Here is a 23,318-nt window from a genome sequence, read left to right on the forward strand (position 1 = left end):
GACATGGAGCTTCCCCAGGTCCTGTCCGAATTCGGGGTGGTCTTCCTCCTCTTCGCCATCGGGCTGGAGCTGCCGCTGTCGCGCCTGCGGGCGATGCGGCGCTACATCTTCGGGCTGGGGCTGATGCAGGTCGTCCTGACCAGCGCCGCCATCGCCGCCGTCGCCTACGCGCTGGGCGAGGGCATGGCGGCGGCGCTGGTGATCGGCGGCATGCTGGCCTTTTCCTCCACCGCCACGGTGTTGAAGCTGCTGGTCGAGCGCGGGGAGACGGTGGCGCGGTTCGGGCGCGTGTCGGTCGCCGTGCTGATCTTCCAGGATCTGGCCGTCGTGCCGCTGCTGACCCTGCTGCCGCTGCTGGCCGGCGGCGACACCAGCATTCCCTGGGCGCTCGCCCTGGCCGGGGTCAAGGCCGTCGCCGCGATCGGCGCGATCATGCTGCTGGGCCGCTTCGTGGTGCGCCCGGTCTATCACTTCGTGGCCTCGGCCAAGAGCCCGGAAGTGTTCACGGCGACCAACCTGCTGGTCGTGCTGGCGGTCGCCTGGCTGACGGGGGCGGCCGGCATGTCGATGGCGCTGGGCGCCTTCCTGGCCGGCATGCTGATGGCCGACACCGCCTACCGCCATCAGGTGGAGGCCGACATCGAGCCGTTCCGCGGCCTACTGCTCGGCCTGTTCTTCATGACCGTTGGCATGACGCTGGACCTGCCGGCCATGCTCCAGCGCGCCGACCACATCCTGATGGTGACCGCCGCGCTTCTGGTCGGCAAGAGCATCCTGCTGTTCCTGCTCTGCCGCCTGTCGGGGCTCGGGCTGGCGACGTCGCTGCGCATCGGGCTGCTGCTGTCGCAGGGCGGCGAGTTCGCCTTCGTGCTGATCGGCAAAGCGACGCGGCTGGCGGTGCTGGAGGGCGAGACGGGGCTGCTGCTGTCCTCCTGCGTGGCGCTCAGCATGGCGGTTACACCGCTGGTCGGCGCCATTGCCCAGCGGCTGGCCCAGAAGGTCGAGGCCCGCTACGGCGCCGAGGCCTTCGGGGTGGAGACCAGCGACATCACCGGCCATGTGCTGATCGCCGGCTACGGCCGGGTCGGTCGCGCCGTCGCCCGGCTGCTGCGCACCCACGACATCCCCTACGTCGCGCTGGACCTCGACCCGCAGCGGGTGGCGGCGGCGCGGGCCGAGGGGCTGCCGGTCTATTACGGCGACTCCAGCCAGATCGGCGTTCTCCGAGCCGCCGGGATCGAGCGGGCGCGGGCCGCTGTCATCACCGTCAACCGCCCCGACATGGCGGAGCGCGCCGTGGAGGCCATCCGCCGGGCCGCCCCGCGCTTGGCCATCGCCGCCCGCGCCCACGATCTGGACCGCGGCGCGCGGCTGAAGAGGGCCGGGGCCAGCGCCGTGGTGCCGGAGACGCTGGAGGCCAGCCTGCAACTGGCCAGCCTCGTGCTGCGCAACGCCGGGGTGGACGCCGAGACCATCGACCAGAGCCTGAAAAGCGTCCGCGACCGCGGCTACGACGCGCTCAGCGAGCCAGCCGGCCAAAACGATTGAGCGATCACGTCAGCGTTCGACCCGCCACAGGTCGAAGACGGTGCCGCGGTAGACCTCCTGCGCTCCCGGCGGCGGCGTCAGCCCGGCCGCGTGGAAGACGTTGGAGAACATCACCAGCACGTAATCGTACTTGTCCCGCCAGCCGATGTAGTGCGGGCAGGGCTCGACATGGTCGCGCAGGGTCGCCTCCCCAGGGCGGGAGAGCAGGCGGACGTCCACCGGAACCCCCTCGTAGATCGCCATGCAGCGGTCGCGGTAGGGCTGGGTCACGGTCAGCGGCTGCTTACCCGGGTGGCTGAACAGGGTCGGGACGAAGGCGCGCCGCTCCACGGTGATGAGCGACGGCAGATGGATCAGGCTGGGCAAGGCGACCAGCGCGTGCCGCCAGGGCGGCTGGGTGAGCAGGAACTCCCGCGTGTTGCAGCAGCCGGCCTCCTGCCCCGCCCAGGCGATCAGGACGGAGCGTCCGGGCTCGATCCGCTCCATGGCGCGGCGCAGGTCGGCCACATCGTCCTCATAGGCCAGCCAGTTGAGCGTCAGCACGCCGGTCCTCACCGTCAGCAGGGCGAGCAGGCCGGCGGCGAAGGCCGCCGCGGCGCGGGCGCTGGGAAAGCGGATGTCGGTGCCGGCCACCAGCAGGAAGGCCGCGAGGATCCAGAAGCGGATCGACACGAAATAGGTGCCGAAGAACGGGTCCGGCACGACGAAGAAGGCCAGCACGAACAGCCCCACCGCGAGCATCATCGCCGGCGCGGCGCGCAGCCAGCCGGCCAGACGCGCCGCCACCATGCCGCCCAGGATCAGCAGCAGGGTCGCCACGTCGAGCAGCGTGTTGTAGTTCAAGACCGGGGCCAGCATGTCGTGCAGCCGGTACCCCCACTGTTTCAGCTCGGTCAGCTTCTTCAGCCGCCAATAGACCTCCTTCAGCAGCAGGACCGGCGTGCTGTCGCGGGCGCCCACCGCCGCCGCATCGGATTGCAGGAGGTGCGTCCCCACCGTGCCGGCGAACAGCGCCACGGGAAGGACCAGAAGCGCGGCGAAGCGCAGGGCGTCGCGCCCGAGATTGGCGAGCGTCGGCGGCTTGCGCCCCTGCCCCACATACTTCACCGCCTCCACCGCGAACAGGCAGAGCAGGAAGGAGCCGAGCACGATGGCGTGGGCGAAATAGAGGAACAGCGCGCAGCCCATCCCCACCGGCACCTGCCAGCGCCGTCCCGCCAGCGCGATCCACAGCGACAGCCCGACCAGCAGGAAGCCGAGGCCGAGCGAGAAGCTCATGAAGCCGCCGATCAGCGTCGCGTTGTAGATGAACAGCGCGCCGCACAGCGGCCACAGGCTCCACCGCCCGAACAGCGTGCGGTTCAGCAGCATCGCCCCGAACAGGGTCAGCAGCCCGGCCAGCGCCATGTAGACGCGCCCGGCGATGTACAGCGGCAGCACGCTGGCCAGCGGCAGCATCACCGCCTCCATCAGCAGGTTCGGCACCGGCGTCAGGGATGCGGTGTAATGGTCGCCCAGAAAGGGGTCGGTTCGGTAATGCAGCAGCACGTCCACCCGCGCCAGATGGTTCGGGTAGTCGAGCAGCGGCGGCATCTCCACCAGGATGAGCGGCAGCAGAAGCAGCGCCAGGATCACCGGCAGCACGAGCAGCAGCGGCGGCGACCAGGCTCCGGCCCCGGTGTCCGTCCGCAGGGCGGCGGCGCCGGGGCCGGGGGCCTGCGACAGTCCTGAATGGTCCACCGGAGCCTCCTGCATTTGGTGCAATGCGGAAGGCTCAACACATCCACTGTCCGCATCGCCAGAAGGCAATGGCGTTACGAGTCGGCGTTGGACTTAGTCCGTGGCCCGGACGGGGCAGGCTCCATGGCCCGCAGAAATCCCGTTCGCATGAGGCGGGGCGCCCCGCCCGCCCCTTTTCGCGGTTAGGCCGGGCGCCGTCGGTGTAGCAGTCACGGCTGCGGGAAGACGCGGGCGCGGTCGATGTGGACGCTGCACTGGTCGCCGAGGCGCAGGCCCAGGGCGGTCAGCCGCTCGCGGTCCATCTCGGCCTCCAGCGGCAGGCCGGCGAGGTCGATCTCGATCCGCGCGTCCGGACCCACCACATGGATGCCCGACACCCGGCCCGGCCCGCCGGCGCTGGGGCTGAGGCCCAGATCGTGCGGGCGCACATAGGCGATGGCCGGGCCGCGGACCGTGCCGTCGGCGGGGATCGACAGCGCCCCGTTGGCCGTCCGCGCCACCCCGTCGGTCACCACACAGTCGAAGCGGTTCACCTGCCCGAGGAACTCGTAGACGAAGGCCGAGGCCGGACGGTCGTAGACCTCCGCCGGGCTGCCCACCTGCTCGATCCGGCCCTGGCTCATCACCACGACGCGGTCGGCCAGCTCCAGCGCCTCCTCCTGGTCGTGGGTGACGAAGACAGAGGTGATGTGGATGTCCTCGTGCAGCTTGCGCAGCCAGCGCCGCAGCTCCTTGCGCACCTTGGCGTCGAGCGCGCCGAACGGCTCGTCGAGCAGCAGCACCTTCGGCTCGATGGCGAGCGCGCGGGCCAGCGCCACGCGCTGCCGCTGCCCGCCGGAGAGCTGCGCCGGATAGCGGTCGGCGAAATGGGCGAGCTGGACCAGTTCCAGCAGTTCCATGACGCGCCGCTTGATCTCGGTCGAGGCCGGGCGCTGGCCGCGTGGCCGCACCTTCATCCCGAAGGCCACATTCTCGAAGACGGTCATGTGGCGGAACAGCGCGTAATGCTGGAAGACGAAGCCGACCTGCCGCTCCCGCGGGGTGAGGCTCAGCGCCTCCTCCCCGTTGAGCAGGAGGCTGCCGGAATCGGCGAACTCCAGCCCCGCCATGATGCGCAGCAGGGTCGTCTTGCCCGAGCCCGACGGGCCGAGCAGGGCCAGAAGCTCGCCGGAACGGACCTCGAGGTCCACCGCGTCGAGCGCGCGGAAACTGCCGAATTGCTTGGTGATGCCCGAAACCTGGATCGCCATGACGTGCGTCGCCTCAATGCCGGGTGGCCGCCAGCTCAGCCCCGAAGCGCCATTCCAGCACCGACTTCACGACCAGCGTGACGAGGGCGAGCATGGCCAGCACCGAGGCCACCGCAAAGGCAGCGACCAAGTTGTATTCGTTGTAGAGAATCTCGACATGCAGGGGCATCGTGTTGGTCTCGCCCCGGATGTGGCCGGACACCACCGACACCGCGCCGAACTCGCCCATCGCGCGGGCGTTGCACAGCAGGACGCCGTACAGCAGGCCCCATTTGATGTTGGGCAAGGTGACGCGCCAGAAGGTCTGCCAGCCGGACGCGCCCAGCACCAGAGCCGCCTCCTCCTCCTCGTTGCCCTGCTCCTGCATCAGCGGGATCAGCTCGCGGGCGACGAAGGGGAAGGTGACGAAGACGGTGGCGAGCACCAGCCCCGGCACGGCGAAGATGATCTGGATGCCCTGCGACTTCAGGAACGGCCCCATCAGCCCGTGCAGCCCGAACAGCAGCACGTAGATCAGGCCGGAGATCACCGGCGACACCGAAAACGGCAGGTCGATCAAGGTGATCAGCACGTCCTTGCCACGGAAGTCGAACTTGGCGATGCACCAGGACGCCGCCACCCCGAAGAGGAGGTTCATCGGCACGGCGATGACCGCGACGATCAGCGTCAGCTTGATCGCCGCCACCGCGTCCGGCTCCATCAGGGCCGCCCAGTAGGCGTCCGTGCCGCGGCGCAGCGCCTCGACGAAGACCGCGACCAGCGGCAGCACCAGGAACAGCATCAGGAAGGCCAGCGCCGTGGCGATCAGAAGCCCCTTCACCCAGCGGCTGTCGGCCAGCGCCGGGGTGAACCCGACGGCTTTCTTAACGAGCATGGCGCGACCTCATCCAGGCTTGCAGCAGGTTCAAGGCCAGCAGCAGCACGAAGGACGCCATCAGCATCAGCACGCCGACCGCGGCAGCGCCGGCATAGTCGTACTGCTCCAGCTTGATGACGATCAGCAGCGGAAGGATTTCCGACAGGCCGGGGATGTTGCCGGCGATGAAGATCACCGAGCCGTACTCCCCCACCCCGCGGGCGAAGGACAGGGCGAAGCCGGTCAGCAGGGCCGGCAGGAGCGCCGGGAACACCACCCGCCGGAAGGCCTGCCAGCGCGTGGCCCCCAGGGCCGCGGCGGCCTCCTCCTCCTCCGGCGGCAGGTCCTGGAGGATCGGCTGCACGGTGCGCACCACGAAGGGCAGGCCGATGAAGGTCAAGGCGATGGCGATGCCCAGCGGCGTGAAGGCCACCCTCAGCCCGAACCACTCCATCAGCAGGGAGCCGATCCAGCCGTTGGGTGCGTACAGCGCGCTGAGCGCGATGCCGGCGACCGCGGTGGGCAGGGCGAAGGGCAGATCCACCAGCGCGTCGACGATCCGGTCGCCGGGGAAGCGGTAGCGCACCAGCACCCAGGCGACGATGAAGCCGAAGACGGCGTTGACCGCAGCGGCGGCCAGCGACAGCCCGAAACTGACCTTGAAGGCGGCCAGGACGCGCGGCGTCAGCACGGCGTCCCAGAAGCCGGACCAGCCCAGCCCCGCCGCCTTCAGCGCCAGCGCGGCCAGCGGCAGCAGGACGATCAGGGACAGATAGGTCAGCGTGAATCCCAGGGTCAGCCCGAAGCCGGGCAGGACGCTGGGTTTTCGAAGAACGCTCAACACCGTGCCCCCCGTATTGGGAAGCACGGCGTCGCTGGTGGTTGCCGCGACCACGGGTCAGCGGCCCTTCTGGTAAATCTGGTCGAAGACGCCGCCATCCGCGAAATGCTTCTCCTGCGCCGTGCGCCAGCCCCCGAAGGAACCGTCGATGGTCACAAGCTTAACATTCGGGAAGCGATCCGCATACCGCGCAGCGACCTCCGGCAGGCGCGGGCGGTAGAAGTTCTTCGCCGCGATCTCCTGCGCTTCGGGGGTGTAGAGGAAGTTCAGGTAGGCTTCCGCCGCCTTGCGCGTTCCCTTGCGGTCGACCACCGAATCGACGACCGTGACCGGCGGCTCCGCCAGGATCGACAGCGACGGCACGACGATGTCGAACTTGTCGGCGCCGAATTCTTGGAGCGACAGGAAGGCCTCGTTCTCCCAGGCCAGCAGAACATCGCCGAGCTGCCGCTGGGTGAAGGTGACGGTGGAGCCGCGGGCGCCGCTGTCCAGCACCGGGACATTCTTGAACAGGTCGGCGACGAACTGCTTGGCCTTGGCCTCGTCGTTGCCGTTCTTCTCCAGCGAGTAGGCCCAGGCCGCCAGATAGTTCCAGCGCGCCCCGCCCGAGGTCTTCGGGTTCGGGGTGATGACCTGCACGCCCGGCTTCAGCAGGTCGTCCCAGTCCTTGATCTGCTTCGGGTTGCCCTTGCGGACCAGGAAGACGATCGTCGAGGTGTAGGGAGAGCTGTTGTTCGGCAGGCGCGTCTGCCACGTCTTCGGCAAGGCGCCGGAGTCGGCGATGGCGTCGATGTCGTAGGCCAGCGCCAGCGTCACCACGTCGGCGTCGAGCCCGTCGATGACCGAGCGCGCCTGCTTGCCCGACCCGCCGTGCGACTGCTTGACGGTCACCGTCTGGCCGTTTTCCGCCTGCCATTTCTTGGCGAACGCCTTGTTGAACTCCACATAGAATTCACGGGTGGGGTCGTAGGAGACGTTCAGCAGCGTGGTCTGCGCCTTGGCGGGCGCGATGGTCAGCATGGCGAGGGCAACACCCGCGGCCATTGCGGACAGGCGGCCTACGGAGAGCCGGCCAACGGAAAACCGGTTCGCGCGGAGCGCGGAGAGCCGATCACGAAACGACATGGCACACTCCCTCAGTATGGTTCATTGGGGGGCGGCACCGGCCCGAAGACCATGCGCCGCACCGCTGTTCACAAACCCGGCGCTCGCGCCGTATCCACACTCTTTATAATGTATATGCAATATCCATTTGCCTCCTAGAGTTTGCATGATTCCTCGGATGCCGCAAGGCTGTTTTTTGTCATTTCCCACGCCAAGCCGCGTTAATTTCACATCGCACTGTAAAATCGCTTCCTCACGGATCGGGCTGGAAGCGATGCGTCGGATCGCTATCATGCGCGCCCTCTCCGCCTCCTGTCCCGAACGGCCATGTCCGCAACAGTCCAGCCCCTCTCCCCCGCACTGCTGACCGCTCTTCTGGAGTCCGAACGCGCGCTCGGCCGGCTGGCGGAGGTGGTCCAGGACCCGACACGCCGGCGCCGGTTGTGGGCCGACGCGGCGCGGCGCGAGTCCTGCGCGGCGGCGCGGCTCGACGGGGTGGCGGTGGACCCGGCGGAATTCCTGGTGGCGACCATCGGCACCGACCTCGTCCCCACCGCCGGACGGGGGGCGGCGCAGTCGGTCCGCGCGCTGTGGCAAGGCGCTCTGTTCACCCAAGGCGTCATCGCCGCCCCGGCTCGCCACGCGGGAAACACGCGGGCGCCGATCCCGTCCAGCGGGGCCGCCGCCGATGCTTGGCGGGCGGTGGCGCAACTGGAGGCCGGGTCGGACGTCCGTTTTTCCTTCCCGCCCGACGACGAGGATGGCGACGCCACACCTGCGGCGGACGACACGCCTCCCGCCTGGACGCTGGGCTGGGCTGAGGCATTGTGGCGCTGCCTTCAGGCGGAGGTGTCCGGCCGCGATCCCGGACGGCTGGCCTTCTCCGCGGACCGCGAGGCGGAGGCGGCCACCCTGCTCAAGCGTCTGGATCAGGCCGGCGACTCGCCGGCCCTGCTCGGCGGCGTGGGCATGCTGGCCGAACTGCTGCGCCCGGCGCCCGATCTGCGCATTCCCGCCTGGGCGGTGCCCTCGGCCCGGCTGATGGCGGCGCTGGCCGTGGCGCGCTGCTGCCGGGTGCCGAACGTCTGGCTGCCAATGTCCGTCTCGCTGCACGCCGACCGCACGACCGCCGGCCTCGCCGCCTGCGGGCGGGAGGAGGGATGGCGGCTGTGGCTGGCCGACACGGCGGCGGAGACGGCGCGGCGGGAGCGGGAACGCGCCCTGTCTCTGGACCGCACCGCGGAGGGCTGGCAGCAGCGGGTGGGGGCCAAGCGCCGCAATTCCCGCACCCCGGACCTGTTGGAGCTTCTGTTCGAGGAGCCCGCCCTGACCGTGCGGCGGGTGCAGAAGCGGCTGGGCAGCACCTTCCGCGGCGCCCAGCTTCTGGTGGACGAGCTTCTGGAGGTGGGAATCCTGCGCGAGGCGACGAACCGCGCGTTGGACCGGGTGTTCATCGCCGTGGATCTGATGCCCTAAACCGGCAGACCCGGATCAGAAGTCACCAATCAGATGTCGAAGTTGACGGGCAGGCCGCCGGTCGCCTGACGGTGGCGCAGGGCGTCGGACAGGGTCTGGTTGTCGAGCACTTGGGCGGTGGCGTCGCGCACCTGGACCATCAGCCAGCGCACCGAACAGGTCGGCGGGTCGATGCAGTCCTCGCAGGGACGGAAGGAATTCTTGCTGGCGCAGGGAATCGGCGCCAGATGCCCGTCGATCAGCCGGATCACCTCGCCGAAGGAAATCTCCTCCGCCGGGCGCGCCAGACGGTAGCCGCCGCTCTTGCCGCGCTTGGCGAACAGCAGGCCATGCTTGCGCAGTTCCACCAGAATGGCTTCCAGGAACTTGCGCGGAATGTTCTCCCGCTCGGCGATTTCGGCGATCAGGACGAGTTCGTCGTCCGTCCGTTCGGCCAGCATGATCAGCGCACGCAGGGCGTATTTGGCTTTTTGCGACAGCATTCGGTCCGGCACCGCCCCCCGCGGCGGAATGGGATAAAGATAAAGTGCACTCCATATAGCCGCGTTGCCCAGGAATTGGTACCGGTTCTTGCCCTGGAAAACGGTGGCGCGTAAGGTCGAACACGAATCGATCCCTGACCATTGATCATTGACCGGCGAAGGACGCGGCATGCAGACCATCATCGTTCCCGTCACTCCGTTCCAGCAGAACTGCACGGTGCTCTGGTGTCCGGAGACGATGAAGGGCGCCGCCGTCGATCCCGGCGGCGATCTTCCGCGCATCCTGCGCGCCGCCCAGTCGAAGGGCGTGACGCTGGAGAAGATCCTGGTCACCCACGGCCACATCGACCACGCCGGCGCCGTCGCCGACCTCGCCGACGAGCTGAAACTGCCCATCGAGGGGCCGCACCGCGAGGACCAGTTCTGGATCGACGGCATGCCGATGCAGAGCCAGATGTTCGGCTTCCCGCCGGTCCGCTCTTTCACGCCGGACCGCTGGCTGGAGGAAGGCGACACGGTGACGGTCGGCAATCTGACGCTGGACGTCCACCACTGTCCGGGCCACACGCCGGGCCATGTGGTCTTCGTTCACAAGCCGAGCAAGATCGCCATCGTCGGCGACGTGCTGTTCCAGGGCTCCATCGGCCGCACCGACTTCCCCAAGGGCAACCACGGCGACCTGATCGAATCGATCCGCAGCAAGCTGTTCCCGCTGGGCGACGACGTGACCTTCATCCCCGGCCACGGCCCGACCTCGACCATCGGGGAAGAGCGGCTGTACAACCCCTTCCTCAACGATTGATGGCCTCAACGATTGATGGCCTCAACGATTGATGGGTGGGGAATGGCCGATCCGGACCCGCTGGACCGGCCATCCTTCCATCAGGCTCCCGTCTCGACGGACAGCGCCATCGGCAGCGGGTTGGCCAGGGTCTGGTAGACGACGCAATAGCGCTCGGTCAGCTTGGTCAGGCTGGCGATGCGCTCCGCCGGTTCGTCGGTGTCCAACTCGAAGCGCAGGCGGATGGCGCGGAAACCGACCGGCACGTCCTTCGCCACGCCCAGCGTGCCGCGGAAATCCAGGTCGCCTTCCGCCGACACCGTGCCGCCGCGCAGCTTGAACTCCAGCGCCGTGGCGACCGCCTTCAGCGTCACGCCCGCGCAGGCCACCAGCGCCTCCAGCAGCATGTCGCCGGAGCAGGCCTGGGTGCCCGGCCCGCCGGTCGCCGGGTGCAGGCCGGCCTCGACCAGCGCGCGGCCCGTATCCACCTTGCAGGCGATGCCGGAGTCGTCCAGCGCGCCGCGGGCTTTCAGCGTAACCACCGCCGACTCCGGGGCGTCCTTGTACTTGTCCTTCAGCGGCGCCTGGAGCGCGCGCAGATCCTGTGCATCCATACCCGTGCGTTTCCTCTGTACGGTTCGGCTTCTTGATTTGTGCGACCCGCGGATGATGGACCGCAAACATCATCCCGGCAATGCCCAAAGCAAAGGCCCGTCGCCCCATCCGCATGCCCCTTTTTGTTGCTCGTCCGGCGGCGGCACTCCGGCGTAAGGTTTCGTTAACGAAACACGGGATGCGGGGGTTGGAACCATGCTGCGACTGGGCACGAAGGTCCGGCATCATGGACGGGACGCCATGGTGATCGCGCGGACCCTGGGTGGGCACCCATCCTACGATCTGAGGCTGATCGACGGCACCATCGTGAAATACGCCCTGGAGGCGGACTGCGAGGCGGTGCCCGCCGATGGCGGCTTCCCGCCGCCGTCTGCCGGAGCCGGCACGGCGGCGGGAAGCCCCGGCTGAGTCTCGGGCTGGCGGCGGCGGGCAAGAGCGTCGTTGCCGAAACCCGTCCGCCCGCGCAATATCGCGCGATGGAACGGCTGGAAGACGATGGCGGCGACCCGCGGCGGCGCTGGCGGGTGATCGAGGGCGGCGGGACTCCCGTCGCGGTGTTCGGCGCGCCGCGCGATGGTGATGCGCGCCCGGACGGTGTACCGGACGGCGTTGTGGAGGCCGCGGCGCGCCCGATCCCCGAGGATTACGGGCTGACCCGGGAGGATCTGCGGATCTGGTACGCGCCGGGGCGCGTCGGGGTCGCGCTGGCCCTGGCGGCGACGGTGGGGATGGCGGCGGTAGAGGCCTACGACGCCGGGCGGCTGTCCGATCCCTGGATCCTGGGCGCCCTGCCCGGCCTGCTCACCGGCACCCTGATCGGCGGATTCGCCGGAATGGGGCTGATGGTCCTGGTCCACTGGTGCGACCCGCTGGTCGGCATGGTCTGGCCGACCTACGCGCGGCTGCGCCGTTACCGCGACGCGCTGGCCGCCGCGGTCGCCGCGGAACGGAGCGTCAACGAACGGATGCCCTGATCGCCACGAAGAATCACCGCAAAGGACGTTCCCTCCGCTGCCACCAGCGGTGGAAATGAAGGGCCTATCCCATTCGAGAGATGGTGCAGCGGCGCGTCGACCCAATCTGCTTAAGAGCAGACAGGAGAAACGCAGTGAACCGATTTGACGAAAAAGTCTATCGCGTAACGAAGCGCCGGGACGGTCCGAGCCTCCAGGAACAGAAGAGTCAACTGCTCCGCCTGAAGCAGGATCTCGAACAGTTCAAGTCCCGTCAGGCGGGCGCCGCGGTCGTCGGCAGCCTGCAGGCGCGCATCCGTGAGCTGGAAGCCTCCGTCACCCGCGCCGAAGCGGCACGCGTGACGGACCGCGAGTCCCGTCGCCCCCGCGGCGACGACGAGGACGCGGAATCCGGGGACATGCCGATGGCGGACGGCACCATGCGCGCCACCTCCAGCCGCTTCCCGCCGCGCGGACGGCCCGGCCGGACTCTCTGAACCGCAACGAAATCATGCCTCGCGGCCCGGATCACCCTCCGGGCCGTTGCCCTGTCCGGTTGCCCCACCGCCGGACCGATCCGGGGCCCGGTTGATCCAGATCAGGGCGGGTCCTGGTCATACCTCATACCTTTGGCTCGGTTTCAAGACCTTAGTTTGATGCTTTGGTCCGGACCGGACGTCCGAAGCGAGCGCGCCGTCCCACGGCGCCGAAGCGAGACAGCCCAGGGGTACATGTCATGACCTTCTCCGTCGCCGCCGCCACCACCGCAGCCATTGTCCCGCCGCCGATTCCCGCTCCGCCGACGCGGGCGGCGGAGACGGTGACCGGCCGCTGCGCCGGCTGCTCGGCGCGGAGCAAGGGGCTGTGCGGCGCTCTGACCGCCGGAGACCTCCCGGACCTGTCGACGACGTCGCGTCCGCTGGACCTGCTGTCGGCGACCCCGGTGGTGATGGAGGGGGAAGAGGCCGAGGCCGTCTTCACCGTCATGTCGGGCATGCTGAAGCTCTACAAGACCCTGCCGGACGGACGGCAGCAGATCACCGGCTTCGCCACGGCGGGCGACGTGATCGGGCTGGCCGTGGGCAGCGGCTACGCCTACACCGCCGAGACCGTCACCGCCTCCACCGTCTGCCGGATGTCGCGGACGGCGCTGCGCCGCCTGATGGAACGGCACCCGGCGGTTCAGGGGCGGCTGCTCGCCATGACCTCGGTCGAGCTGTCGGCGGCGCAGGACCAGATCCTGCTGCTCGGCTGCAAGACGGCGGTGGAGCGGGTATCCAGCTTCCTCCTCGCCTTGTCGCGGCGGTCGCGGCCGCTGGCCGACGGAACGCCCAGCGTCTTCCTTCCCATGCCGAAGGTGGACATCGGCGCCTATCTCGGCCTGCGCCCCGAAACGCTGTCGCGCGTGCTGCGCAAGCTGGAGGTCGCCGGGGCGATCACCCGCCTGACCAACGACCGCATCCGCATCGAGAATCCGGCGGTGCTCGAAGCCGCCGCCTGATCCCCCGCTCCATTCCGTTTCAGGCCCGGCCCGCCACCGGATAGCCCTCGCCGCCGAATCCCGCCGCCACGTCCTTCACGAAGGCCTGCCCGACCCGGCGGTAGCCCAGCCGGCCGAACAGGCCCGCGGCGTCGAGCTTCGGCGCGGTCGCCGCGACGACGCAGCCGCGCTCGTCCACCACCACCGACGAGCAACCCAGCTTGCGCGCCAGCAGGTCGATGCCGTCGGCCTGCGCCGCCGAGGTCACCGCGGCGTCGAACAGCCCAACCGCGATGAAGATCGGCACCGTCAGCACGCGGATCATCCCTTCGGCGCTGACGCGGTAGCAGAACAGGCCGCGGATGTGGCCGTCGCTCATCTCGCAGGCCATCACCCCACCGTCGCCGCCATCCTGCAGGAACAGGGCGGCCACCTGCCGCCACTCGTCCAGCGTCATGTCACGGTGCAGGGTCTGGACGACGGGCAGCGCCTGATCGGCCTGTGTCTTGGCAAGCGGAGCGAGAATGAAGCTTCTGGGCATGGGCGGGCGATCCTTTCGCGGGCATTGTCCGCGATGCCCCGGTCCGCCGCTTTGATTTTGGTCATGCGCCGCACCGGTAGAGGAACCAAGGGAGCGATTGCGCGGAGGCGGTGTTTCCACAGAACGGCCCCACCCCATCACCGGAGACCGGACATGAGCCCCTACCCGCCGCCCCGGCAGGAACCCGATGTGCCGATCCCCATGCCGCTGCCCCCCGACGCCCCGCCGGACGAGCCGGTGGAGGCTCCGCCCATGCCCGGCGAGCCGCAGGAACCGGTGTAGAAACCTCTCGCTTTGGACCGCGACGGCGGTCCCGGCCGCACGTGCGGCCGAAGCCCGCCGGCGAGTGAGGCGATGTGAGTCCAATGCGAACGGACGTTCGCTTTGGACTCAGGGCTTGCGGCGGTAGAGCGCCATGGCGCGCTCCAGGATGCCGGGCGACGAATAATCGCCGAGGAACAGGTCGCCCAGCGCGCGGCGCATCCGCGCCCGGATGCGGGAGCGGATGGCGTTGCGCAGCGCCTCCTCCTGCATGTGGCAGCGGCGGCAGAGGTTCTTCGGGCGGGCCTCCGGGTTGCCGGAGGGGCGGACCGGGCGCACCACGACCTGCACGTCGCGCGTCTCGGCATACTCCACCACGTCGGGCCAGGCCGCCCGCCGCCCGCGTCCGTCGCGCCAGGTCTGGTCGGCGGCATCGTACCAGCGGCCGTCCGGCAGGCAGCGCACGACGGCGCCGCCGGGCCGCCCGCAGCAGCGGCAGCGGTTCTCCCCGCTGGAGCCCTTGCGGTTGGCCGGATCGAGGTCGGGTCGGAGAATCTTTGCGCGGAGCGGTCTGGTCATGGCTTGATGCCTGCCTCGGGGCCGGGACTGCCCCTGCGGGACGTGGCTCATGACATGGATGGCCGCGGACCGCCAGTGCGAATTTGTGAAAAGCTCTCCAGAGACCGCGCCCTATGGACATGACCTCTCCCGACCCTTCCCACGCCGGCCCTTCCAACACCAGCGAGCCCGCCGACCCGCATCTGGTGCACGAGCTGGCCAGCGCCCACCCCGACGTGGTGACCGCCGCCACCGCGGGCGTGACGCGGGTGGCCCATGGCGAGGGGCTGGGTCTGGTGCCGCTCGGCCTGCCGCTGCCCAAGGGCAAGCGCGACCTGCTGGTTCCGGCGGAGCGCCGCGAGGCGGTGCTTCTGGAGATCCAGGGCACGCTCGACCGCGCGCGGCGGCGCAACGCCCTGCTCGCTCAGGGGCGCCGCGCGCTGGAGGGCTGGTCGACCAGCCTGCACCCGGCGGATGACCGCACGCGGGTCAGGGCGGTGCGCGGCGAGGACCTGCCCTGGCCCGGCCTGCCCGCCCCGGTGCGGCTCCAGGTGTCGCGCGTGCTCGACGCCATGGAACTGGCCGACCTGACGGACGACGATCTGGCCCTGCGGCTGGAGGGCGACCCGGCGCTGGCCGCCGCGCTGGAGGACGCGCTGTCGCGCACCGCCGCCCGGCTGCACCGCTACGCCGGGGAGGCGGACGGTGCGGACGATGCCTGGACCTTCGCGTCGCTGGCCGAGCGGCTGTCCCGCGCCGCCCGCAACCGCCACGGGGTGGACGAGCTGTTGGAGCGCTGGGACCGCGAGTTCGCCGTCTGGCGCCGCGAGCGGGCGGAGGCGCGTGGGCGCGCCTATGTGGATCGGCATTTCGATCTCGCCCGCTTCGAGAAGCTGTTCCCGGTGGCCCGCGGGCTGGGGCGGCGGCTGGTCCTGGTGATCGGCCCGACCAACTCCGGCAAGACCCACCACGCCATCGAGGCGCTGAAGGGCGCCTGGGACGGCATCTATCTGGCGCCGCTCCGCCTGCTGGCGCTGGAGGTGATGGAGCGGCTGAACGCCGAAGGCACGCCCGCCTCCCTGCTGACCGGCGAGGAGGCGATTTCCACCCCTGGCGCCCGCCACACCGCCTCGACCATCGAGGTGATGGACCCCGACCGCCCGGTCGAAGTGGCGGTGATCGACGAAATCCAGATGCTCGCCGACCCCGACCGCGGCTGGGCCTGGACGGCGGCGCTGATGGGCGCCCCGGCGGAGACCGTCTACATCCTGGGCGCTCCGGAGGCCCGCCCGCTGGTCGAGCGGGTGGCGGCCCATCTCGGCGAGCGGCTGGAGGTGATCGAACTGGAGCGCAAGGTGCCGCTGACCCTGATCGACCGCCGCCTGAACTGGGAGGAGGTGGAGCCCGGCGACGCGCTGATCGCCTTCTCCCGGCGGGAGATCCACACGGTGCGCGACACGCTGCGCGCCAAGGGCCTGTCGGTCGCCGCGGTCTACGGCGCGCTGGCCCCGGAGGTGCGGCGGCGGGAGGCGGCGCGCTTCCTGTCCGGCGAGGCCGACGTGGTGGTGGCCACCGACGCCATCGGCATGGGGCTGAACCTGCCCTGCCGCCGCGTGCTGTTCACCGCGCTGGAGAAGTTCGACGGGACCAGCGTCCGCCCGCTGAGCGCGACGGAGGTGAAGCAGATCGCCGGCCGCGCCGGGCGGTTCGGCAAGTTCGAGTCGGGGGAATTCGGCGTGGTCGGCCGCGGCACGCCGCAGGCCCTGCGCACTCTGCTGGAGAAGGCGGACGGGCGGCTGCGCGCCGACGCTCCGCTGACCGTGCGGCCGACCCGCGCCATGCTGGCCCGTCTGGCCGATCACATCGGGACGGAGGAGACGGTCCTGCTGCTCGACTGCTTCGCCGACGCCCGCACGGCGGGGTCGCCCTACCGGGTGGGCGACCTGTCCGGCATGCGGCGGCTGGCGGTGATGCTGGACGAGCGGCAGCTGGCGCTGTCGGCCAAGCTGGACCTGCTGCTGATCCCCGCCGATCTGGAGGACGAGGCGGAGGCCCGCATCCTCGCCGCCATCCTCGGCGCGGTGGAGGCCGGGGAGCCGTCGCCCCTCGGGCGCTTCGTCCCGGCGCGGCTCGACGGGCTGGACGGAGCGGCATTGGAGGGGCTGTCGCGGGCCTGCGACCTTTATTACTGGGCGGCGCGCAAATTCCCGTCGCTGTTCCCGGAACGGGAGGCGGTGCGCAGCCGCCGCGGCGAGATCAGCCGGCGCTTGGCCGACCTGCTCGCCACGCGCGGGGCGCGGTCCGCCGGGCAGCGGCGCGAGCCGCCGCCCAAGGCCGGTTTCCGCGGCGCCCCGCGCAAGCGCTTCGGCCCGCGGCGGTAAAGCGGCGGTGGAGCGGGGCCTTACATCCCGCCCGGATAGTTCGGGCCGCCGCCGCCCTCGGGGACGACCCAGTTGATGTTCTGGGTGGGGTCCTTGATGTCGCAGGTCTTGCAGTGCACGCAGTTCTGCGCGTTGATCTGCAGCCGCGGGTCGCGGCCGTCCTCCGCCCGCACGATCTCGTACACGCCCGCCGGGCAGTAGCGCGTCTCCGGCGCGTCGTAGAGCGCCAGATTGACCGCGATCGGCACCGACGCGTCCTTCAGCGTCAGGTGCGCCGGCTGGTCCTCCTCGTGGTTGGTGTTCGACAGGTACACCGACGACAGCCGGTCGAACGACACCACGCCATCCGGCTTGGGATAGGCGATCTTCGGCATCTCCGACGCCTTCTTCAGCGTCTCGTGGTCGCCGTGCCGGTGGTGCAGCGTCCACGGCGACTTGCCCTTGGTCGCCGTCTCGTAGGCCGCGTTCGCCAGACCCGCCCACAGGCCCTTCTGGAAGCCGGGGCGGATGTTGCGCACCGCGTGCAGTTCCGACCACACCCAGGACGCCTTCAGCTTCTCCGGATAAGCCACCGCCTCGCGCGCCGGAGCCTCGGCGGAGAGCAGCTCATGCACCGCTTCGGCCGCCAGCATGCCCGACTTCATCGCGGTGTGGTTGCCCTTGATCTTGGGCACGTTGAGGAAGCCCGCCGCGTCGCCGACGATCACACCGCCGGGGAAGGTCAGCTTGGGGATCGACTGGAAGCCGCCCTCGCTGAGCGCCCGCGCGCCGTAGGCGATGCGCCGCCCGCCCTCGAAGGTCGGGCGGATCGCCGGGTGGGTCTTGTAGCGCTGGAACTCCTCAAACGGCGACAGGTGCGGGTTCTCGTAGTCGAGACCGACCACGAAGCCGACCGACACCAGGTTGCCCTCCATGTGGTAGAGCCAGGAGCCGCCGTAGGTCTTGGGGTCCATCGGCCAGCCGATGGTGTGGACGATCAGGCCGGGCTGCGACTTGGCGGGATCGACCTCCCACAGCTCCTTGATGCCGATGCCGTAGGTCTGGGGATCGGCGTCGCGGCGCAGGTCGAAGCGCTCGAACAGCGTCTTGGTCAGCGAGCCGCGGCAGCCCTCGGCGAAGATGGTCTGCTTGGCGTGCAGCTCCATGCCCGGCGTGTAGTTGGCGGTCTTCTCGCCGTCCTTGCCGATGCCCATGTCGCCGGTGGCCACGCCCTTGACGGCGCCCGTGTCGTCGTAGAGCACCTCCGCCGCGGCGAAGCCGGGGTAGATTTCGACGCCCAGCTCCTCGGCCTGCCCGGCCATCCAGCGGGCGAGGTTGCCGAGGCTGATGATGTAGTTGCCGTGATTGTGCATCTGCGGCGGGGCGAAGGGCGACTTCAGCGCCTTGGTCTCGGTGAGGAAGAGGAAGCGGTCCTCGCGGGCCGGGGTGGTGAGCGGCGCGCCCTTCTCCTTCCAGTCGGGGATCAGCTCGTCGAGGGCGTGCGGCTCGAACACCGCGCCGGAGAGCAGGTGGGCACCGACCTCCGAGCCCTTCTCCACGACGCAGACCGACAGCTCCTGGCCGGCCTCGTTGGCGAGCTGTTTCAGGCGGATGGCCGCGCTCAGGCCCGACGGGCCGGCTCCGACGACAAGGACGTCGTACTCCATCACCTCGCGCGGATCGCGATCCATGGTCCCCATGCCTCCCGGTTGATTGAAGCGCCGGGGCCATTTCCGCAGGGTCCGGCGGCTTTCGGAACGGCGTATGCCTTTCGCACCCGCCAAAAAGGATATCTAAGCCCATGTAAGACCACAGGAGCCGTGGTAAGGTCAAACGATGATTGACCAATCCGACATCCTCGCCAGGCGCGCAGCCTGGAGGAGCTGGAGGCGGCGCTGCGCGCCTTCGACGGTTGCCCGCTGAAGGCAACGGCGATGAACACCGTGTTCGCGGACGGCAACCCCGCCGCGGACATCATGCTGATCGGCGAGGCGCCGGGCGAGGACGAGGACCGGCAGGGCAAGCCCTTCGTCGGGGTCAGCGGCAAGCTGCTCGACCGCATGCTGGCCCAGGTGGGACTCGACCGCAGCACGGTCTACATCAGCAACATCCTGCCCTGGCGTCCGCCCGGCAACCGCTCGCCGACCCAGGCGGAGATCGCCGCCTGCCTGCCCTTCCTGGAACGGCACGTCGAGCTGATCGGGCCGAAGGTGCTGGTGCCGCTGGGCGGCACCTCCGCCAAGACCTTGCTCAACCGGGCGGAGGGCATCACCCGCCTGCGCGGCCGCTGGTTCGACTACGCGTCCCCCGGCCTGCCCGGCCCGGTGCCGGTCCTGCCGATGCTTCACCCGGCCTACCTGCTGCGCAACCCCATCGCCAAGCGCGAGGCGTGGCGCGACCTGCTGACCCTGCGCCAGCGCTTTCCGGGCAAACCTTAAAAGGGCGGCCCTTAAAAAGGCGGCTTTCTGCCCCCTCCCTAACCCTCCCCCTCCTCGAGGTGGAGGGGACGGACGTCGCTTCGCATAAGGCACCCTCTCCCTCGCAGAGGGGGAGGGCCGGGGTGGGGCACGCCTTCGCGATGGTTAACGCCGCTGATTTTCTAAAATGTCCCGCTTATTGTGTTTATTCTTGCACGGTCATTCGAACATTCGAGATCCATAGACATTCCAAACATTGCCCAAGTACTTCGAAAGATCGGAGTGGTTTACCAAGTCGCCGCTATGCCGTTGCGCCAAGCGGCACAGAAAGACCCATGACCTTACGCCAAAAGGGTCTTCCCACTGGGCTAGAGCCATTTTTCTGCCCCCACTAAGTTGCTGAAAACCCTTGCGAACAGACGGCCTTGACCGCTGTTGGGGAATCATCTTCTTGCGATTCCCCTCCACTGCGGTTATTCGAATAACATGTTCCGGATATTGTGCAGCGCAGCAAACACCGTCTCGCTGCGGCGGAAGGTCCTGGGAATGGCGGGGGTGGCGCTGGCGCTGTGCGCGGCACCCGACCCGACGGGCGGCTATCGCCCGGCCCAGGCCGGCCTTGTGATTCACGCGCCGGATGGACGCCCCGTCGTCCCGCCGGGATTCGATCGTGCCGAGCAGACCCTGCTCCTGGCGACGGACGCCGACGCGCGCGCCGTCCAGTTGACGGAAGAGGACGCCCGCCATTACCGCCGCATCTTCGCCCTCCAGGAGCGGGGCGAGTGGGAAGGCGCCGACTGGGAAATCCGCCTGCTGCGCGACCGCCGCCTGATGGGCCATGTGCTGCGCCAGCGCTATCTGCACCCCGACCGCAAGGCCAGCTACGACGAGTTGGCCGGCTGGCTCCAGCGCTACGGCGACCTGCCGGGGGCGGAGCGCATCCACGCCCTGGCCCAGCGCCGCGCCCCCGCCGGCCAGCAGCGCGCCCTGAAGCCGCCGCGCGGCAGCGACGGGGAGCGGCTGACCGGATCGCTGGAGCGGCTGGGCGGCCTGCGCCCCGAACCGCTGCCGGAGACCGTCTCCGACGAGGACCAGTCCGACCCGGACAAGAGCGCCGAGGCCGCCGAGGACAAGACCAAGCTCACCGTCGCCCCGCGCAGCCGCACCGCCAGCCGTGCCAATCACACCACCCCGTCCCGCGTGACCGACCTGCTGCGCGCCGGCAAGCCGGGGGCGGCGCTCGCCCTGCTCAACCAGGACGACTTCGGGCGCAGCCTCGATTCGGTGCAGTACGACCAGGCGCGGGCGCGCATCGCCGCTTCGCTCTATTATTCCGGCGACGTGACGCAGGCGCTGTCGCTGGCCTCGGCCAGCGCCGCCCGTTCCGGCCCGGCGCTGACAGAGGCGCATTGGATCGCCGGCCTCGCCGCCTGGCGGCTGAAGCAGTACGACCGCGCCGCCCGCCACTTCACCAATCTGGCCGAGGCCGGCCCGCAATCGCCCTGGCTGGCCTCCGCCGCCAGCTTCTGGGCCGCCCGCGCCCACGCCCGCCGGGACCGCGAGGAGCAGGCCCGCACCCATCTCGCCGCCGCGGCGCGCTACCCGCACACCTTCTATGGCCTGCTCGCCCACCGCAAGCTGGGCGGCTCGGGCGACCTCAACTGGCGCACGCCGGAGCTGACCGGGGAGCATCTGAAGGCGCTGTCCACCCTGCCCGGCGGCACCCGCGCCATCGCCCTGATCCAGGCCGGCCAGCGCGAGGCGGCCGAGCTGGAACTGCGCCGCATCCACCCGCGCGGCGACACGCTGGCCGAACAGGCGCTGGTGGCGCTGGCCGACCGCGCCGGGCTGCCGGGGCTGGCGCTCCAGGTCGGCAACGCGGTGGCCGGTCCGGACGGCGCACCCTACACGGCGGCCCTCTACCCGGTGCCGCACTGGAAGCCGCGCGACGGCTTCGCCGTGGACCGCGCGCTGGTCTTCGCGGTGATGCGTCAGGAATCGCGCTTCGACCCCAAGCTGGTCAGCTCCGCCGGAGCCACCGGCCTGATGCAGATCATGCCGGCCACCGCCCAGCACGTGCAGGAGCGCAACGCCGACATCGGCGAGGCCGACGCCGGCCGCACGGGCCTGTTCGACCCCTCCACCAACATGGAACTCGGGCAGCGCTACATGGCGGAGCTGCTGAACAGCCAGGACATCGGCAACAACCTGTTCCTGCTGGCCGCCGCCTACAACGCCGGCCCCGGCACGCTGGCGCGCTGGCGCCGCGATCTGTCAGACATCGGCAACGACCCGCTGCTCTTCATCGAGAGCCTGCCCTACGCCGAGACACGGAACTACGTCGAGAAGGTCGTCGCCAACTTCTGGATCTACCGGCTGCGGCTGGGGCAGGAAATCGAATCGCTGGACGCCGTTGCGGCGGGCGGCTGGCCGGTCTATATGCCGGTGGATGTCTTCCCGGCGGCCCGGTCCACCCAGGTCGCGCAACACGGCGAAGCTCCCTGACCGAAGCCCGACCATGCCGAAAATCGACGAATCGCGCCCGTTCCTGCCCGTCAACATCGCCGTCATGACCGTGTCCGACACGCGCACGCCCGCCGACGACCGCTCGGGCGACGCGCTGGCGGAGCGGCTGGCCGGCGCCGGCCACCGGCTGGGCGCCCGCGCCATCGTGAAGGACGACGTCGCCGCCATCCGCGCCCAGGTCCAGGCCTGGATCGCCGATCCGGAGATCGACGTGGTGCTGACCACCGGCGGCACCGGCGTGACCGGCCGCGACGTGACGCCGGAGGCGGTGGAAGCCCTGTTCGACAAGGCGATCCCCGGCTTCGGGGAACTGTTCCGCCAGCTCAGCTACGCCAAGGTCGGCACCTCGACGATCCAGAGCCGGGCGACCGGCGGGGTTGCCAACGGCACCTACATCTTCACCCTGCCGGGTTCGCCCAGCGCCTGCCGCGACGCCTGGGACGACATCCTGGTCTTCCAGCTCGACAACCGGCACCGTCCCTGCAACCTCGTCGAACTGATGCCGCGCCTGCGCGAGCATCAGGTGTGACCGGCACAGCCGGCCTGCACGGCGCCCTGACGCGGCTGCCGGCTTTTGCCGACCTGCCTTCCGGCGCGCTGGAACCGATGCCGCGCCGGGGCGTGGCGCACGACCATGTTAGGCTGCCGGGAAAGGGCCTGGTCGCCCGAGTCCCGCGCTGGAGCCAGCTCGGGCTCGACCCCTTCGCCAATCTGGAGCAGCAGGCCACCGCCTTCCGCCGCGCCGCGCCCAGCGGACACACGCCGGAGCTGGCCGCCGTCCTGCCGCCGGGGCCGGATCTGCCCATGGGCGCGTTGGTGGTGACGGAGATCGTCGGGCGCCCGCCGCGCCTGCCGGGCGACATGCCGGCCATCGCGCGGGCGCTCGCCGCTCTGCACGCCCTGCCCCTGCCCCCAGACGGCGAGCGTGCCCCCCTGCCCGCCCCCGCCGACCCGGTGGCGGCGACCCTGGCCCAGGTGGAGCGGCAAGCGGTGTGGTTCGAGCGCGCCGGGCTGGCGCCGGACGCTCTCGCCCTGCTGGAGCGGGAATTCGACGACGCCCGCGCTTTCCACTGCGCGGCGCCGATCCCCATCACGCTGGTCGGCAGCGACGTCCACCCCGGCAACTTCCTGATCGACGCCGCCGGCAAGGCGTGGTTCACCGATCTGGAGAAGGCCCAGTACGGCCACCCGGCCATCGACCTCGCCCACGCCAGCCTCTACACCTCCACCAAGTGGGAGCGGGAGGTCGCGGCGGTGCTGGCCCCCGACGAGGTCGCGGCGTTCCACGAAGCCTGGGAGGCGGCGGTGCCGCCCGCGCTGGCCGAGGCGGTGCGCCCGTGGCGCCAGCCCTTGCGCCGGCTGACTTGGCTGCGCACCTTGTCCTGGATGGCCCGCTGGCGGGTCGAGGGCGCCGCCCTGTCGCCGGACATGCCGGACTCGCTGGCGGCCCACATGGACGCCCACGCGGTCGACGTCCTGCGTCCGGAGATCATCGGGCGGGTCGCCGCCGAGTGGCGTTGACCGGAGGG

23 protein-coding genes and 1 pseudogene (1 of these 24 running past the window's edge) are annotated in these 23,318 nt (G+C 70.1%); 13 read left to right on the forward strand and 11 right to left on the reverse strand.

Annotation, left to right across the window (positions count from 1 at the left end; all coding sequences use genetic code 11):
• Window positions 1-1,548: the 3' portion of a monovalent cation:proton antiporter-2 (CPA2) family protein gene (locus ABAZ39_RS20300; RefSeq protein WP_040134571.1), read on the forward strand. 153 nt of this gene lie to the left of the window's left edge; the window shows 1,548 of its 1,701 coding nt (coding positions 154-1,701); the start codon falls outside the window, past its left edge; its stop codon occupies window positions 1,546-1,548.
• A gap of 9 nt (window positions 1,549-1,557) precedes the next feature.
• On the opposite strand, the gene ABAZ39_RS20305 is transcribed toward ABAZ39_RS20300, so the two are convergent.
• The 6 genes from ABAZ39_RS20305 to ABAZ39_RS35745 all read right to left on the reverse strand — a co-directional run bounded on the left by ABAZ39_RS20305 (window position 1,558) and on the right by ABAZ39_RS35745 (window position 7,633).
• A complete protein-coding gene (locus tag ABAZ39_RS20305; RefSeq protein WP_247881664.1) occupies window positions 1,558-3,288 on the reverse strand; it encodes a hypothetical protein in 1,731 nt (576 codons plus the stop codon).
• A 209-nt stretch (window positions 3,289-3,497) separates the two neighbouring features.
• Window positions 3,498-4,538, reverse strand: a complete 1,041-nt coding sequence (locus ABAZ39_RS20310) for a sulfate/molybdate ABC transporter ATP-binding protein (RefSeq protein ID WP_040134573.1) — start codon at window positions 4,536-4,538, stop codon at window positions 3,498-3,500.
• Between the two features lie 13 nt (window positions 4,539-4,551).
• On the reverse strand, window positions 4,552-5,412 hold the full coding sequence (gene cysW, locus ABAZ39_RS20315; RefSeq protein ID WP_040134574.1) for a sulfate ABC transporter permease subunit CysW: 861 nt from the start codon (window positions 5,410-5,412) through the stop codon (window positions 4,552-4,554).
• Window positions 5,402-6,235 (reverse strand): sulfate ABC transporter permease subunit CysT, encoded by an 834-nt coding sequence (gene cysT, locus ABAZ39_RS20320; RefSeq protein WP_207197903.1) that lies wholly within the window; start codon window positions 6,233-6,235, stop codon window positions 5,402-5,404. Before cysT ends, cysW begins: the two co-directional genes overlap by 11 nt.
• A 57-nt stretch (window positions 6,236-6,292) precedes the next feature.
• On the reverse strand, window positions 6,293-7,255 hold the full coding sequence (locus tag ABAZ39_RS20325; RefSeq protein WP_173400353.1) for a sulfate ABC transporter substrate-binding protein: 963 nt from the start codon (window positions 7,253-7,255) through the stop codon (window positions 6,293-6,295).
• A gap of 126 nt (window positions 7,256-7,381) precedes the next feature.
• A complete protein-coding gene (locus tag ABAZ39_RS35745) occupies window positions 7,382-7,633 on the reverse strand; it encodes a hypothetical protein (RefSeq protein WP_137117000.1) in 252 nt (83 codons plus the stop codon).
• Window positions 7,634-7,666: 33 nt separating this feature from the next.
• Between ABAZ39_RS35745 and ABAZ39_RS35750 the strand changes: the two genes are divergently transcribed.
• Window positions 7,667-8,815: a hypothetical protein gene (locus ABAZ39_RS35750; protein WP_040134576.1), complete on the forward strand. Its 1,149-nt coding sequence runs from the start codon at window positions 7,667-7,669 to the stop codon at window positions 8,813-8,815.
• 29 nt (window positions 8,816-8,844) lie between these two features.
• Here ABAZ39_RS35750 and ABAZ39_RS20335 read toward each other — a convergent pair whose 3' ends face one another.
• On the reverse strand, window positions 8,845-9,297 hold the full coding sequence (locus ABAZ39_RS20335) for an RrF2 family transcriptional regulator (protein ID WP_014198135.1): 453 nt from the start codon (window positions 9,295-9,297) through the stop codon (window positions 8,845-8,847).
• A gap of 169 nt (window positions 9,298-9,466) precedes the next feature.
• Between ABAZ39_RS20335 and ABAZ39_RS20340 the strand changes: the two genes are divergently transcribed.
• Window positions 9,467-10,099: an MBL fold metallo-hydrolase gene (locus ABAZ39_RS20340; protein WP_040134577.1), complete on the forward strand. Its 633-nt coding sequence runs from the start codon at window positions 9,467-9,469 to the stop codon at window positions 10,097-10,099.
• An 80-nt stretch (window positions 10,100-10,179) separates the two neighbouring features.
• Here the strand turns inward: ABAZ39_RS20340 and ABAZ39_RS20345 are convergent, their stop codons facing one another.
• Window positions 10,180-10,692: an OsmC family protein gene (locus ABAZ39_RS20345; RefSeq protein WP_040134578.1), complete on the reverse strand. Its 513-nt coding sequence runs from the start codon at window positions 10,690-10,692 to the stop codon at window positions 10,180-10,182.
• Between the two features lie 196 nt (window positions 10,693-10,888).
• Here ABAZ39_RS20345 and ABAZ39_RS20350 point away from each other — a divergent pair, with 196 nt between their 5' ends.
• The 4 genes from ABAZ39_RS20350 (at window position 10,889) to ABAZ39_RS20365 (ending at window position 13,147) form a co-directional block, all read left to right on the forward strand.
• Window positions 10,889-11,101 carry a hypothetical protein gene (locus tag ABAZ39_RS20350; RefSeq protein WP_040134579.1) on the forward strand — a complete coding sequence of 71 codons (213 nt, stop codon included), beginning with the start codon at window positions 10,889-10,891 and terminating at the stop codon, window positions 11,099-11,101.
• 68 nt (window positions 11,102-11,169) lie between these two features.
• Entirely contained in the window at window positions 11,170-11,667 is a 498-nt protein-coding gene (locus tag ABAZ39_RS20355) for a hypothetical protein (RefSeq protein ID WP_040134580.1), read from the forward strand.
• Between the two features lie 134 nt (window positions 11,668-11,801).
• Window positions 11,802-12,143 carry a hypothetical protein gene (locus ABAZ39_RS20360; RefSeq protein ID WP_040134581.1) on the forward strand — a complete coding sequence of 114 codons (342 nt, stop codon included), beginning with the start codon at window positions 11,802-11,804 and terminating at the stop codon, window positions 12,141-12,143.
• A gap of 239 nt (window positions 12,144-12,382) precedes the next feature.
• On the forward strand, window positions 12,383-13,147 hold the full coding sequence (locus ABAZ39_RS20365; protein WP_051658289.1) for a Crp/Fnr family transcriptional regulator: 765 nt from the start codon (window positions 12,383-12,385) through the stop codon (window positions 13,145-13,147).
• Between the two features lie 19 nt (window positions 13,148-13,166).
• Here ABAZ39_RS20365 and ABAZ39_RS20370 read toward each other — a convergent pair whose 3' ends face one another.
• Window positions 13,167-13,667, reverse strand: coding sequence for a hypothetical protein (locus ABAZ39_RS20370; RefSeq protein WP_014197695.1), 501 nt, complete (start codon window positions 13,665-13,667; stop codon window positions 13,167-13,169).
• Window positions 13,668-13,820: 153 nt separating this feature from the next.
• On the opposite strand from ABAZ39_RS20370, the gene ABAZ39_RS37415 reads away from it, so the two are divergent.
• Entirely contained in the window at window positions 13,821-13,949 is a 129-nt protein-coding gene (locus tag ABAZ39_RS37415) for a hypothetical protein (protein ID WP_014197696.1), read from the forward strand.
• Window positions 13,950-14,057: 108 nt separating this feature from the next.
• Here the strand turns inward: ABAZ39_RS37415 and ABAZ39_RS37055 are convergent, their stop codons facing one another.
• A complete protein-coding gene (locus ABAZ39_RS37055) occupies window positions 14,058-14,507 on the reverse strand; it encodes a hypothetical protein (protein WP_051658290.1) in 450 nt (149 codons plus the stop codon).
• 113 nt (window positions 14,508-14,620) lie between these two features.
• Here ABAZ39_RS37055 and ABAZ39_RS20380 point away from each other — a divergent pair, with 113 nt between their 5' ends.
• Window positions 14,621-16,867: a helicase-related protein gene (locus ABAZ39_RS20380; RefSeq protein ID WP_040134582.1), complete on the forward strand. Its 2,247-nt coding sequence runs from the start codon at window positions 14,621-14,623 to the stop codon at window positions 16,865-16,867.
• Between the two features lie 20 nt (window positions 16,868-16,887).
• Here ABAZ39_RS20380 and ABAZ39_RS20385 read toward each other — a convergent pair whose 3' ends face one another.
• A complete protein-coding gene (locus ABAZ39_RS20385; RefSeq protein ID WP_040135678.1) occupies window positions 16,888-18,537 on the reverse strand; it encodes an electron transfer flavoprotein-ubiquinone oxidoreductase in 1,650 nt (549 codons plus the stop codon).
• Window positions 18,538-18,708: 171 nt separating this feature from the next.
• Between ABAZ39_RS20385 and ABAZ39_RS20390 the strand changes: the two are divergent.
• The 4 genes and pseudogenes from ABAZ39_RS20390 to ABAZ39_RS20405 all read left to right on the forward strand — a co-directional run.
• Window positions 18,709-19,284 (forward strand): annotated as a pseudogene (locus ABAZ39_RS20390) (uracil-DNA glycosylase); the annotation flags it as partial.
• Window positions 19,285-19,809: 525 nt separating this feature from the next.
• Window positions 19,810-21,768: a lytic transglycosylase domain-containing protein gene (locus ABAZ39_RS37560; RefSeq protein ID WP_040134583.1), complete on the forward strand. Its 1,959-nt coding sequence runs from the start codon at window positions 19,810-19,812 to the stop codon at window positions 21,766-21,768.
• 13 nt (window positions 21,769-21,781) lie between these two features.
• On the forward strand, window positions 21,782-22,318 hold the full coding sequence (gene moaB, locus ABAZ39_RS20400; protein ID WP_040134584.1) for a molybdenum cofactor biosynthesis protein B: 537 nt from the start codon (window positions 21,782-21,784) through the stop codon (window positions 22,316-22,318).
• Window positions 22,315-23,310 carry a phosphotransferase gene (locus ABAZ39_RS20405; protein ID WP_040134585.1) on the forward strand — a complete coding sequence of 332 codons (996 nt, stop codon included), beginning with the start codon at window positions 22,315-22,317 and terminating at the stop codon, window positions 23,308-23,310. The genes moaB and ABAZ39_RS20405 overlap by 4 nt, the downstream gene beginning before the upstream one ends.
• The last annotated feature ends 8 nt before the right edge of the window (window positions 23,311-23,318 follow it).

This window comes from Azospirillum argentinense, assembly GCF_000632475.1.
In the GTDB taxonomy this organism is placed as follows: Bacteria; Pseudomonadota; Alphaproteobacteria; order Azospirillales; family Azospirillaceae; genus Azospirillum; species Azospirillum baldaniorum.